Below are 14,185 nucleotides of genomic sequence, written 5' to 3' on the forward strand. Positions count from 1 at the left end.
AATGACCCGTGTGGCTTAACCATACAACACCCAAGAAGTGTGAGACCTTGCGAGTCAGGGCTACGTAGAGATTATTTCAGAGAAAAACAGCTTTCCAGGGTTTGTTAGCCATGGCTGACAAACACCAGTTTATGCCTGGCGGCGATAGCGCTGTGGTCCCACCTGATCCCATGCCGAACTCAGCAGTGAAACGCAGCCGCGCCGATGATAGTGTGGCAGCTGCCATGTGAAAGTAGGTCACTGCCAGGCACCCAATTAAAAAGCCCGACTCGAAAGAGTCGGGCTTTTTTACGTTTGTAATTCATACCCTTGCACACGGCAACAGCGGCGCGTCTTTAGTGCTTGGCGAGCCGGGCTCTGTGAGCGGATGAGCCAGGCCCTGCACCCAATTAACCAGCCCGACACTAAGGTGTCGGGCTTTTTGCTTTCCGCTTCCGGCAGAACATCAAGCTCGCCCGGCGTGCTCATCGGATCAGGGGCCGGCCGACAACCCGCTGCAGGCGAGTGACACTCACCGTTTCAGCCGCTGCAAACATCCGGTGAATGCTCGCGGTAGGCTGAAACAACGAGTGTCCTATCCCGTAGCGCCTCGAGGGAGGCGATTGTGTTGCCTCTGGTCATGGTCAATCATTACTGGGGTTGGTTACAGTATTACCAAATCAACCCGGTCTCGTCGGCGAAGGGACTCGAGTCATCAACTTGTAACGATCATCTTTATTTCCGCTCTAACATATTGATACCAAGTGCTTTATAACAGTTTTTTTCGTGGTGGTATGAAGATATAGATCACATACATGATTTTTTGTATACAACAAAGTTACATTGAGGTAACACTTGTGTTTTTTTTACGGTATTATCTTGTTGTCTCCTCACTTAGCCTACGCTTTCCGGTGGAGTAATAGTGGAGTAATCAAGGCAGAGTCAAACGTCTTACAGGGTTGGCCAATAACAAACAGCAGTCAGAGTATGCCTGCGCACTGGTAACAATTAACAAAGGGATCTGTTATGACCCAGGATGTAAAAACAGAACAAAGCGTGAATCACGATCTACTCTATTCACTGCATGATAAACCGGGCTTCTGGCCTTCTTCTTTTGCTGCCTTACAGCATGTTCTGGCCAGTCTTGTTGGGGTGATTACTCCGACTCTGATCGTCGGTGGTGTACTGGGACTGGGCTCTCATGTACCTTACCTGATCAGTATGGCGCTCATGGTATCTGGCGTTGGTACCTTCATTCAGTGTCGTCGTATCGGTTCCATTGGTGCCGGCATGTTGTGTCTGCAAGGAACCAGTTTTGCTTTCCTGACGGCGGTTCTGTCAGCCGGCATGATAGTCAAAGGCAAGGGGGGGACACCGGAAGACATACTGGCGACTATCTTTGGTGTCAGCTTCTGTGCTGCCTTTATCGAAATTTTCTTGAGCCGAGTGATTCACAAGCTGCAGAAAATCATTACCCCGGTTGTTACCGGCACCATCATCATTCTTATCGGTATTCCACTGATAAAGGTGGCGATGACCGATATCGGCGGTGGTTTCGGTGCCGAGAACTTCGGTGCACTCGATAACCTGCTACTGGCCGGAATCGTGCTGGTCAGCGTTATTCTGCTGAATCGCTCCAAGAACCCTATGATCCGTCTGGCTGCCGTAGTTATCGGTCTGACGCTGGGGATGGTCGTGGCCTTCTTCATGGGCCGTCTGGACTTCTCTCATCTGGGCAGCCTGCCGTTGGTATCTGTTCCGATTCCATTCAAGTTCGGTTTCCAATTTGACCTGGCCGCCTTCATTCCTCTGGCGATTCTGTTCTGCGTGAGCGCCATGGAAACCACCGGTGACCTGACCGCCAACTCGACTATTTCTCGCGAGCCGGTCTCGGGTCCTATATACATGAATCGTATTCGTGGTGGCGTACTGGGTGATGGCGTTAACTCCATGATTGCGGCTACCTTCAACAGCATGCCATCCACCACCTTCAGTCAGAACAACGGCGTTATCGCCCTGACCGGTGTGGCCAGTCGTTACGTTGGTATCTATGTTGCTGCCATTCTGTTCATTATGGGGCTGTTCCCCGTTATCGGTGGTGTGTTGCAGCAGATGCCCAAGCCGGTACTGGGTGGCGCTACCCTGATTATGTTTGGTACCGTGGCGGTAGCCGGTATTCGCGTACTGTCTCAGGCCAACCTGGATCGTCGCAACATGATGATAGTGGCGATTTCGGTCGGTATGGGTATTGGTGTATCAACCGTGCCTAACGTGCTGCAGGCGCTGCCCGATATGCTGGAGAATATTCTGAAGTCACCTGTTGCCATGGGCGCCATCACGGCCATCACGCTGAGCCTTATTCTGCCGGAGACTCATATCCCGGAGGATGCTGAAGCAAAGGCGGTGGTCACTGACGGCGAAGATGATGCAGCAAAAAAAAAAGTAGCTGAAGTGGGTAACACTTAACTACTCAGCAATGGCCTGAGACGGCCCACCCCCTGGCACACCTTCCCGGATTGTGTGTCAGGGTTTCCTACATCCGGGTGATGCCTGCTTTCCTGTTTAAAAGGAGTCGAAAGTCTGATGCAAAACCCCAATACACTCTGGATAAAACAACCCCTCGCTACTCTGAACCCCGCCTATGCCGGTGGTCTGGTAATTACCGGTAATCGGATTACCGAATTGCTGGCCTCGGGGCAATCACCCTCGGTACCGGTAGATGAGGTTTTTGACGCCAGTCAGCATGTATTGCTGCCAGGGCTTATCAATGCCCATCACCACTTTTACCAGACCCTGACCCGGGCCCATCCAGTGGCACTGAACAAGGAGCTGTTTTCATGGCTGACGTCTCTGTACCCTGTGTGGGCCAGGTTGCAGCCAGAAATGGTGGAAGTCTCGACCCAGATTGCTCTGGCCGAGTTACTGTTGTCGGGGTGCAGTACCGCCAGTGACCATCACTATCTGTTTCCTCAGGGCCTTGAAGGTGCCATCGATATTCAGGTGGAGCAGGCACAGCGACTCGGCGTTCGGGTTCACCTTACCCGCGGCTCCATGAGCCTGGGTCAGGAGCAGGGTGGCTTGCCGCCCCAGTCTACGGTGCAGCGCGAAGACGTTATCATTGCCGATAGCGAACGACTGATCCTTCGTCATCATGACAGTTCCGAAGGTGCCATGGTGCGGGTTGCGCTGGCTCCCTGTTCACCGTTTTCGGTCAGTTCCGATCTGATGAAGATGTCCGCCGAGCTGGCAGAACAGCACCAGGTTCAGCTCCATACCCATTTGGCGGAAACCCACGATGAAACCGCCTTCTGCCAGAAGATGTTTGGCATGCGTCCGGTGGATTATCTGGAATCGGTTGGCTGGCTCAGCAACCGGGTCTGGCTGGCTCATGGTATTCACTTCAATGACCAGGAAATCGGGCGGCTGGGGCAGGCGGGGGTGGGTATAGCCCACTGTCCTTCTTCCAATATGCTGCTGGCCTCGGGTCAGTGCCCGACTCTGGACTTGGAAGCTGCGGGTTGTCCTATTGGTATCGGAGTGGATGGCTCCGCCTCCAACGACGGTTCCAACATGATTACCGAAGTCCGACAGGCCCTGTTGTTGCAACGGTTGCGTTACGGAGCTCAAAAGATCACCCATCAGAAAGTGCTGGACTGGGCTACTCACGGCTCTGCCGCTTGTCTGGGGCGTGATGATATCGGTGACATTGCCGTCGGCAAGCAGGCGGATCTGGCCTTTTTCCGGCTGGATGATATCCAGTTTGCCGGTGCCGGAGATCCGCTGGCGGCGCTGGTTCTGTGCGGTGCTCATCGGGCGGATCGGATGATGGTGGCCGGGCGCTGGCGGGTGACCGATGGCGCCGTTTGTGGTCTGGATGTAGAGGCGCTCAAGGCGAGGCAGCGAGAGCTGGCCGCACAGCTTGCTGTTGGAAAATGAAACGGGTGTGATAACCGGATGTGATAATAAAAGGGTGCCAAGGGGCACCCTTTTTCATTTCTGATTGCTGAATCCATCTGGAATTTTTTAGCCTGTCTGGTATAAACAGAGCCCATCTTTTCAATATCAAAGATAATAATATGCGATGGGATCTCAAGGGCTGGGCCGCACTGCATGTGCTGGCTTTCTTGTTGTTTTTTTCCTGGCTGCTGGGGTACTGGCAGGAGCTGGATGAAGTGGTGTTCTGGTGGCTTAACGGACGGCTGGTGACGGTATCCGGCTTTGCCGAGTTGGTGGCCTTCGTCAATCAGCGCTGGATTGATGCTGCCGTCGCGGTGCTGATGGCGGGGTTTGTGTTTCGCCATGCCTGGCAGCTGACGGGGCGAGAGAGAGCCAGAATAGGGTGCCTGCTATTATTGATGGCGGCGTGTTTTTCCTTGCAGGCGGCGGTCGGCAAGGCGTTGCCGATAGAGCGACCGAGCCCCACCCTGGTCCATGAACAGGCGGCACGAGTCAGCGTGCTGGTACCCGATATCAAGGCCAAGGATGCATCCGGTGATTCTTTCCCCAGTGATCACGGTATCGGTTTCGCCACCTTCCTGCTGTTCGCCTGTTATCGTTTTCCCCGTCGCTATCTTTATGCGGTGGTGCCATTGGTGCTGGCCCTGGCCATGCCGCGGGTGATGTCGGGAGCCCACTGGTTTACCGATTTCATCTGTGGCTCCATTCCCCTGGCGCTGATCACCGGGGCCTGGTTGTTTCATACGCCACTGGCGTATCGGCTGACCGAGGTGATGCTCACGCCGATCGAAAAGCTGTTGTTGAGATGGCGGCTGCAAGGTTAAGCAGGAAGGGCGGTCATGGGCCGCCCTTGTCTTTATGCTGACAGCTTTATGCCGACAGTGTGAAGCGCTCGCTACAGGGCAATATATCGTAATCCACCATCAGGGTTTCACCGAGCAGGTGGCGGCGCAGCATATCGAAGGCGGCAAAGGCCAGCAGCCGGCGTCGATTGAGGGGATCACGAAAGTGCATTTGCAGGGTTTGTATCTGACAGCCTTGAGTGGAAAGCAAGGCAATAGGAATGCCTTGCGGGCCTTCGGCACCAATGGCCAGGGTCAGCGGGCGGACCGAGCGCGTCAGCCAGTGGGCGAGATCTTCGGCGCTGTCCGGCAGTCCCGCTACATAATGGCCTTCAAACTCACGGGTAATGGTGCTGATGGTATCGGTCAGGCGGCCGCCGCTGGCGTCCTCGAAGATGGTCAGATCCTTGTTCAATAACAGGGGGCCCAGGCTGGCGGTAAAATTCATCTCGTCCCGGGCCACCAGATGAGTACCCACTTCCGCCAGCAGCTGTGCTTCGGCGGCGGTAATGTCGGCCGCATCTTCGGTTTCGATAATCAACTTCAGCTCTATGGTCGGCGAATTTGCTCTGTAGCCGAGGGTAATGCCGGCCGGCCATTGCTGATGATCGAGTCGGTCGCTTAACCCGGACTCGGACAGACCGAACAGAAAGAAACGACGCACCTGACTGTAGCCATTCTGTCCGAGCTGACGCCGCAGCCGCGGCAGTATCTCATCGTCCATCATTTTCTTCAGCTCGGACGGTACACCAGGAGTAAAGAAAAAGGTTGCACGGTTGAGTTTGATGGCAAAACCGCAGGCGGTGCCTACCGGGTTGTCCACCAGCTCGGCGCCTTGCGGCAGCATGGCCTGTTTGCTGTTGCTCTGGGGCATGGTGCGATTGCGGCTGCTGTATTTCTGCTGCATTACCTCGAGCCAGTGCGAATTCAGTTCGAGGGGAACGCCGGCAGCCTCGGCCATGGCTTCGGCACTGATGTCGTCCGAAGTGGGGCCAAGCCCTCCGTTGACGATCACCAGATCGGCCTGATGGCTGCGTTGTTCGAACAGCTCGACCAGATCTGCCTTGTCATCGCCGATAGTGAAGCGACGTCGAACCTGCCAACCCTGCTCCAGTAATCGCTGCGACAGCCAGCCGGCGTTGGTATCCGTTATCAGGCCGGTCAGAACTTCATCACCGGTACTCACCAGTTCAATCACAGCTTCCATATTCTTATCCTCGAGGTGCGTTATCGGGATTTTAACGTATCTTCGGCCTGCGGCACACGTCGGGGATGACAAGACCCGCCGCTTTGTTGTAGATTTCTAGATGTCTAGACTTTCTTACCGATGCTGTACATGGAGTGAGCAAATGCCCATCAGAATTCCGGATCGCCTGCCAGCGGCCAATGTCCTGACTCAGGAAAATATCTTCGTGATGACGGAGACCCGGGCGGTCAATCAGGAAATCCGCCCGATGCGGGTGCTGCTGCTAAATCTGATGCCGAAGAAAATTGAAACCGAAAATCAGCTGTTGCGTATGCTGTCCAACTCGCCGCTGCAGATTGGCGTGGACCTGCTGCGTATTGACGACAGACCTTCGAAAAATACGCCCCAGTCGCATCTGGAGCATTTCTATCATGATTTCGAGCAGGTTCAGGATCAGTTTTATGATGGCTTGATCATTACCGGTGCCCCCCTGGGGTTGACCGATTTCTGCGATGTGGTGTATTGGGACAAGATAGAGCAGATAGTGGCGTGGTCCAAAAGCCACGTTACCTCGACCCTGTTTTTGTGCTGGGCGGCCCAGGCCGGCCTGAAGATCCTGTACGGGCTGGACAAGCGAACCCGGCTGGAAAAACTGTCTGGCGTTTATGAGCACCAGAATATGGCCCAGTACGAACCACTGGTACGCGGCTTCGACGATGTGTTTCTGGCACCTCATTCCCGCTATGCGGATTTTTCGGTCGATCTTATCCGGCAAAAGACGGATCTGAAAATACTGGCGGCGTCGGAAAAGGCGGGCGTGTATCTGGCGGCCAGTCCGGACGGACGGCAGGTGTTCGTCACCGGCCACCCGGAATACGATGCGGATACGTTGCATACGGAATACAAGAGGGATCTGGACGTGGGTATGGCGCCGCAGATGCCGGAGAACTATTATCCCGGAAACAATGCCGACAACTCCCCCCGGGCCACCTGGCGCAGCCATGGTCACCTGTTGTTTGCCAACTGGCTGAACTATCACGTTTACCAGCTGACCCCGTATGATCTGCGTACCCTGAGCGCCACCGGCGAGTCGCTTACCCGAGGCTAAATGCGATGAGGGGCAACAAATGGTGAGGAGCGAAGTAAAGCCTCAAACCCGGTTCTCCCCCTCACGCTTTACGCCTCACCCATCACGGTATCATTCAATGGGAAAGCCGGCCTTTTCTGCCGCCTTGGCCTTGTTGATCATGGGGGTGATGGTCATGCCCTGTACTATGATGGAAAACAGCACTATGGCGTAGGTCATCATCAGGATCAGATCCCGCAGTTCAACCTGGCCGTCGGTGCCAAGCTTGATACCGGTGGGGATAGACAGCGCCATCGCCAGTGACAGACCGCCACGCAGACCGCCCCAGGTCAGGATTCGTACCGAATACCTGTTGTAGCTGCGGAAACGGCGGAAGCCGACATAGGGTAGGGCGACGCTGACGAAACGACCGGCCAGCACCAGTGGAATACCGCACAGCACCAGGATCCAGGCCTGCCAGTGGAACTGCACCAGCAACATGGCCAGGCCAATCAGCAGGAACAGCAGGGCGTTCAGAAACTCGTCCAGCAAATGCCAGAATTGATCCAGGTATTTCGAACTCTGTTCGGAGAAACCGGTGTAGCGGGTCCAGTTGCCGATCATGATTCCCGCTACCACCATGGCCAGAGCGCCGGAGACGCCCAGTATATTGGCCAGGGCAAAGCCGGCGGTGGGAATGCACAGGGTCATCAACAGCTCCATGGAGCCGTCGTCGGTGGCGCTGATCATCAGGTGAGACATCAGGCCCAACAGGGCGCCGAATACTATGCCGCCGATGGCTTCGTGGGTGAACAGCGTCAGCACGGAGCCGAAGGTTGCTTCATTACCGTTGAAGGCCACCGCAAAAATGGTCAGGAAGATGACCAGGCCGATACCATCGTTGAACAGCGACTCGCCTTCAATCTGGATGGCGATTTGTTCGGGGGCACCCAGCTTCTTGACGATGGCCAGCACGGCGATGGGATCGGTGGGGGAAATCAGCGCCCCGAACAGCAGGCAGTAGATAAACGGCAGGGGAATGGCGGCCACATAGGCCAGCAGCCACAAGCCGGCAGCCACCACCAGCGTTGAGATCAGCACGCCGATGAGCACCAATACCGAAATCTCCCATTTCTGACTCTTCAGTGCCGGCAGGTTGATGCCCAGTCCGCCCGCAAACAGCAGGAAGCCGAGAATACCCTGCAGCAGAAACTCGCCGAAGTCGACGGTCTCGAGGGTGGCAATGGCATGCAATTGCAGCTCGGGCCAGGTCGTTTTACCGAGGATCAGCATCAGGATGGAGATAAGCAGGGCGCCGAAGGTAATGGCGATGGTAGTCTGGATTTTCATTATGTATTGATTGACGAAAGCGATGGTAATAGCCATCGCCGCCAGAATACACAGGGTGTAATAGACGCTCATAAAGGCACTTCCGTAGAGATTTTATTTTATTTGCAAGCTGGGTTGGCCGGTCTTTGCCGGTGGTGCATAGTGTGCCCTAACAGCACGGGTTTTCACTAGTGAAAATGCGGTTAATTTACGCATTTTTACCGGCTATACGACCCTTTCCATGAGTCAGCCTTGTAGATGGCTGGATTTCCAGTTTCATATTTTGTGGTAGCATGGATGTTGCTTTCAGGAATCAAGTTGTAACAGGAGTTATCAGTGTCCAGATCCCCCGTTTTTTCCCAGCTCGAACAGGCTCTCGCCGAACGTATTTTGATTATCGATGGGGGCATGGGCACCATGATCCAGTCACATCGACTGGACGAGGCGGCCTACAGGGGCGAGCGTTTCGCCGACTGGCCATCGGACTTGAAAGGTAACAACGACCTGCTGGTGTTGACCCAGCCCGAGATCATCGCCGGGATCCACAGCGATTATTTCGCCGCCGGCGCCGATATCATCGAAACCAATACCTTTAACGCCACCAACATCGCCATGGCGGATTATCAGATGGAATCTCTGGCGGCAGAGATCAACCGGGAAGCGGCCCGGCTGGCACGCCGGGTGGCCGATGAGTGGACCGCGAAAGAGCCGCACAAGCCACGCTTCGTCGCCGGGGTGCTGGGCCCGACCAACAGAACCGCGTCCATTTCGCCGGATGTGAACGATGCGGGTTATCGTAATGTTACCTTCGATCAGTTGGTGGAGGCCTATACCGAGTCGACCGAGGCGCTGATCGACGGCGGTGCCGATGTGCTGATGATCGAAACCATCTTCGATACCCTCAACGCCAAGGCGGCGGTGTTTGCCATCGAAGGCCTGTTCGAACGGCAGAACATACGGCTGCCGGTGATGATCTCCGGCACCATTACCGATGCCTCGGGCCGTACCCTGACGGGGCAGACGACCGAAGCCTTCTATCATTCGCTACGCCATGCCAACCCCATTTCCTTCGGCCTGAACTGCGCCCTGGGGCCCGATGAATTACGTCAGTACGTGTCCGAGCTGTCCCGTATCAGCGAAACCTATGTCTCAGCCCACCCCAATGCCGGTCTGCCTAACGCCTTCGGTGAATACGATCTGGAAGCGGACGAAATGGCCGAGCATATTCGCGAGTGGGCCGAAAGCGGTTTCCTCAACCTGGTGGGCGGCTGCTGTGGTTCCACCCCCGAACACATTCGCGCCATGGCCGAGGCGGTGGCGGGGATCAAGCCCCGCGTATTACCGGAGCTGCCGGTGGCCTGTCGTCTGTCAGGCCTGGAGCCGGTACAGATCACGGCCGAGAGCATGTTCGTCAACGTCGGTGAGCGGACCAACGTGACCGGCTCGGCCAGATTCAAGCGGTTGATCAAGGAAGAAAAATACGACGAGGCGCTGGAAGTGGCGCTGCAGCAGGTAGAAAGCGGCGCCCAGATCATCGACATCAACATGGATGAAGGCATGCTGGACGCGGTGGCCTGTATGACCCGCTTCCTCAACCTGATTGCCGGCGAACCGGATATTTCCCGGGTGCCGATCATGATCGACTCCTCCAAGTGGGAAGTTATCGAGGCCGGCCTGAAATGTATTCAGGGTAAGGGCATCGTCAACTCGATTTCCATGAAGGAAGGCGAGGCCAACTTTATCGAACAGGCCAGGCTGGTGCGTCGCTACGGCGCCGCCGTTATCGTGATGGCATTCGACGAAGTGGGACAGGCCGATACCCGTGAGCGCAAGTTCGAAATCTGTCAACGGGCTTATCGTATTCTGGTGGATCAGGTCGGCTTTCCGCCGGAAGACATCATCTTCGATCCCAACATTTTTGCGGTTGCTACCGGCATCGAAGAGCACAACAACTATGCGGTCGACTTCATCGAAGCGGTCAAGGACATCAAGGATAACCTGCCTCATGCCATGATCTCCGGGGGCGTATCCAACGTATCCTTTTCGTTTCGCGGCAACGATGTGGTGCGTGAGGCCATTCATGCGGTTTTCCTCTACCATGCGATCAAGAACGGCATGGACATGGGCATCGTCAATGCCGGTCAGCTGGCGATTTACGAAGACATAGAGCCCGAGCTGAAGGAAAAAGTCATCGCGGTGGTGCTCAACGAGAACGACGGCGCCACCGAGGCGCTGCTCGAGATCGCCGAGCGTTATCGTGGCAGCGGTGCCCAGTCGGCGGATCCCCGCGATCTGGAATGGCGCAGCTGGCCGGTAAACGAGCGGTTGGCGCATTCGCTGGTCAAGGGGCTGACCGACTTTATCGAAGAAGATACCGAAGAGTCCCGGGCGCAGGCGGTGCGCCCGCTGGACGTGATTGAAGGTCCGCTGATGGACGGCATGAACGTGGTCGGCGACTTGTTCGGCGAGGGCAAGATGTTCCTGCCCCAGGTGGTCAAGTCGGCCCGGGTGATGAAGCGGGCGGTGGCGTATCTGAACCCCTTTATCGAGGCCAGCAAAGAAGTCGGCCAGACCAACGGCAAGATCGTCATGGCCACGGTAAAGGGCGATGTACACGACATCGGCAAGAATATCGTCGGCGTGGTATTGCAGTGCAACAACTTCGAGGTGGTGGATCTGGGGGTCATGGTGTCCTGCGAGCAGATCCTGAAGACGGCGCGGGAAACCAATGCCGACATGATAGGGTTGTCCGGCCTGATCACCCCCTCGCTGGATGAAATGGTGCATGTAGCCAAGGAAATGCAGCGCCAGGGCTTCACCATACCGCTGTTGATCGGTGGTGCCACCACCTCCAAGGCGCATACGGCGGTCAAGATAGAACAGAACTACGACGAGCCGGTGGTCTATGTGTCCAACGCCTCCCGCGCCGTGGGGGTGGTACAAACCCTGCTGAGCGCCGAAAACAAGTCTGCTTTCGTCGACCGCCTGAACAAGGAATATGACGTGGTGAGGGACCAGCATGCCCGCAAAAAGCCGCGTACCAAGCCGGTGACCCTGGCCGAAGCCCGGGCCAACAAGGTCGCCATCGACTGGCAGGCCTATACCCCGCCGGTACCGGCCAGACCGGGTATCCACGAGTTCCATGAAGTACCGATTTCGGTGTTGCGCGAGTACATCGACTGGACGCCCTTCTTCCTGACCTGGTCACTGGCGGGCAAGTATCCGCGTATCCTGGAAGACGAGGTGGTGGGCGAAGAGGCCAAGAAACTGTTTGCCGATGCCAATGCCTTGCTGGATCAGCTGGAGGCCGAGGGTGAGCTGCGTTGTTCCGGAGTCATGGGCCTGTTCCCGGCCAACAGCATCGAAGACGATGTGGAAATCTACACCGACGAGTCGCGTACCGAAGTGCTGCATACCCTGCGATTCCTGCGTCAACAGACCGAGAAGAAAGACGGCTTTCCCAACTACTGTCTGGCCGACTATGTGGCGCCCAAGGGCACCAAGCCAGACTACGTGGGTGGCTTTGCGGTCACCGGCGGTATCGGTGAAGATGACATCGTTCGTCGTTATAAAGAGGCTGAAGACGACTACAACGCCATCATGGCCAGCGCCGTGGCCGACCGTCTGGCGGAGGGGTTTGCCGAATACATGCACCTGTTGGTGCGGCGTGAATACTGGGGGTATGCCGCCGACGAGCAGCTCAGTAACGACGAGCTGATCCGGGAAAAATACAGTGGCATCCGCCCTGCACCCGGTTATCCGGCCTGCCCCGAGCACACCGAAAAAGGTACCCTCTGGCAGTTGCTGGATGTGGAGTCGCGTATTGGCATGCAGTTGACCGAATCCTACGCCATGTGGCCGGGAGCGGCGGTGTCGGGCTTTTATTTCTCCTACCCGGATACCCGTTACTTCGCGATCGCACAGATACAGGAGGATCAACTGCTGGATTACGCCGCACGCAAGGGCATGACACGAGAAGAAGCCGAAAAATGGCTGGCGCCGAATCTGAGCGCATAATTCCCGGTTCATGACCCTTGATTCAAGAGTCTTACCTCAAGACAAGAAGGCGCCATCGGCGCCTTCTTGCTAAATGATGCCGATTGGCATCTCCTCTCATGTGGGAGGTGTATGCTTGTAGTTGCGGAGAGCGATTAATAGCCGAGGGCGACACAAGCATTGATACTGCGTTTTCGGCGGCAGGACAGCTGGAAAGTCTGGACAGGATCCGGACGATGGCGTAGCTTCTGCCGACTTTATTTCACGACTGAGAGGGGCCTTCCATGTTTGCTGTAAGACACACCGGAAAAACAGGATGCTTGCTCCTGGCAGTCATGCTGTTATTGGCCCCCTTGGGTCAGGCGCAGGCCAACCCGCGCTATGCCGCCATAGTGCTGGATGCGGACACCGGTGAGGTGTTGCATGCATCCAGCGCCGATGCTACCCGCTATCCGGCGTCGCTGACCAAGATGATGACGCTCTATATGCTGTTCGAGGCCATGGACAAGAGGCTGATGATGTTGGATACCGCCATGCCGGTGTCGGCTCATGCCGCCTCCATGCCGCAAACCAATATATCGTTGAAAAAAGGAGATCGGCTGAGGGTCCGGGATGCCATTCCGGCGCTGGTGGTACGCTCGGCCAATGATGCGGCAGTGGTGGTGGCGGAAGCCCTGGGCGGGACCGAAAGCGAGTTTGCCCGCATGATGACCGCCAAGGCGAAGTCGATGAAGATGACCGCCACCAGCTTCCGTAATGCTTCCGGTCTGCCGGACAATGCTCAGGCCTCCACCGCCCGGGATCTGGCGATACTGTCGCTGCGGCTGATGAAGGACTTTCCTCAGCATTATCATTATTTTTCAACGCCTTCATTTAGTTTCAGGGGCAAGACCTATCACAGCCATAACCGCATGGTAAAAAATTATGCGGGAGTCGATGGCATGAAAACCGGTTATATCCGGGCATCGGGCTTTAATGTGGCCACCTCGGCTCTGCGGGGTGAACGCCGCCTGATTGGCGTGGTGATGGGCGGGAATACGGCCCAGTCCCGAGACGCCCAGATGGCGAAACTGCTGGATAGTGGCTTCGAACGAGCCGCTCAGCTTGCCAGGGCATCGGGCAGGGCGGCACCGGCCGGCAAGCTGCTGGTCAGTACCGATACCGTGCGTCAGGTGGTCAGGAAGGAGCCGGACACGCGAACACCGGCGGTGCTGCAGCGTGTGTCCCGCACCTTTCCGGTGCAACAAGCCTCTGCGGTACAACAGGCTTTGCCTGCCGGCGATTTTGGCTGGGCGGTACAGATTGGTTCGTTCCGGGTATCGGAGCAGGCTCGGGAGCGGGCATCCGAGGCGGCTCGTCGGCTGGATAATATCGAGCTCATCCAGGTTGCCGTCAATGAGGTGAACATCAGTAATCGCAAGCTGTTCCGGGCCCGATTGGTAGGAATGCACAGGGATCAGGCAAAGAGTGTCTGTCAGCGGCTCACGCGCCAGGGGATGGACTGTCTGGTGGTGAAGGTGACCGGCAGCTGACAGAGTGAAGAGCGAGGGGATAGGTAACGGTTCATACCAATCGCTGTTGCCTCTTCCATGATAAGGAGTGTGTGATTGATATCACACCTCACTTTATTTCGGGCATAGAAAAAGGGGCAACATGGTGTTGCCCCTTCTTGGGTCGTCTGATTGGCTTATCCGTAAACCGAGTTGCTCCCTGCAATCCCTGACGTGCCTTATCCTTTGTGGCGTTCCCTTTCCCGATCCGTCGGGCTGTCCTTAAGTCATCCTGACCACACGTCATCCTGACCTGCGTTTCTCTCCATCCTGGAGGTAT

At 56.3% G+C, this 14,185-nt stretch carries 8 protein-coding genes and 1 rRNA gene; 7 read left to right on the forward strand and 2 right to left on the reverse strand.

What is annotated here, in order from left to right:
* Positions 1-134: 134 nt before the first annotated feature.
* The 4 genes from rrf (at position 135) to ACLEIV_RS11425 (ending at position 4,760) form a co-directional block, all read left to right on the forward strand.
* Positions 135-249 (forward strand): 5S ribosomal RNA (rrf, locus tag ACLEIV_RS11410).
* Between the two features lie 756 nt (positions 250-1,005).
* Positions 1,006-2,445, forward strand: coding sequence for a uracil-xanthine permease family protein (locus ACLEIV_RS11415; protein WP_410456771.1), 1,440 nt, complete (start codon positions 1,006-1,008; stop codon positions 2,443-2,445).
* A 117-nt stretch (positions 2,446-2,562) separates the two neighbouring features.
* Positions 2,563-3,915 carry an 8-oxoguanine deaminase gene (locus ACLEIV_RS11420; protein ID WP_410456772.1) on the forward strand — a complete coding sequence of 451 codons (1,353 nt, stop codon included), beginning with the start codon at positions 2,563-2,565 and terminating at the stop codon, positions 3,913-3,915.
* A 140-nt stretch (positions 3,916-4,055) separates the two neighbouring features.
* The gene (locus tag ACLEIV_RS11425) at positions 4,056-4,760 is read left to right on the forward strand and encodes a phosphatase PAP2 family protein (protein ID WP_410456773.1); all 705 of its coding nucleotides are present in this window, start codon (positions 4,056-4,058) and stop codon (positions 4,758-4,760) included.
* Positions 4,761-4,806: 46 nt separating this feature from the next.
* Here ACLEIV_RS11425 and ACLEIV_RS11430 read toward each other — a convergent pair whose 3' ends face one another.
* Positions 4,807-5,985, reverse strand: a complete 1,179-nt coding sequence (locus tag ACLEIV_RS11430) for a CinA family nicotinamide mononucleotide deamidase-related protein (protein ID WP_410456774.1) — start codon at positions 5,983-5,985, stop codon at positions 4,807-4,809.
* 142 nt (positions 5,986-6,127) lie between these two features.
* Between ACLEIV_RS11430 and metA the strand changes: the two genes are divergently transcribed.
* Positions 6,128-7,072, forward strand: coding sequence for a homoserine O-succinyltransferase MetA (gene metA / locus ACLEIV_RS11435; RefSeq protein ID WP_410456775.1), 945 nt, complete (start codon positions 6,128-6,130; stop codon positions 7,070-7,072).
* A 90-nt stretch (positions 7,073-7,162) separates the two neighbouring features.
* Here the strand turns inward: metA and ACLEIV_RS11440 are convergent, their stop codons facing one another.
* On the reverse strand, positions 7,163-8,452 hold the full coding sequence (locus ACLEIV_RS11440; RefSeq protein WP_410456776.1) for a cation:proton antiporter: 1,290 nt from the start codon (positions 8,450-8,452) through the stop codon (positions 7,163-7,165).
* Between the two features lie 243 nt (positions 8,453-8,695).
* On the opposite strand from ACLEIV_RS11440, the gene metH reads away from it, so the two are divergent.
* Together metH and ACLEIV_RS11450 are read left to right on the forward strand one after the other, a co-directional pair.
* Positions 8,696-12,376, forward strand: a complete 3,681-nt coding sequence (gene metH / locus ACLEIV_RS11445; RefSeq protein WP_410456777.1) for a methionine synthase — start codon at positions 8,696-8,698, stop codon at positions 12,374-12,376.
* A gap of 314 nt (positions 12,377-12,690) precedes the next feature.
* Entirely contained in the window at positions 12,691-13,887 is a 1,197-nt protein-coding gene (locus ACLEIV_RS11450) for an SPOR domain-containing protein (protein WP_410456778.1), read from the forward strand.
* Positions 13,888-14,185: the final 298 nt, after the last annotated feature.

Origin of the sequence: Oceanisphaera submarina, from assembly GCF_046521305.1 — a bacterium.
Taxonomy (GTDB): domain Bacteria; phylum Pseudomonadota; class Gammaproteobacteria; order Enterobacterales; family Aeromonadaceae; genus Oceanimonas; species Oceanimonas submarina.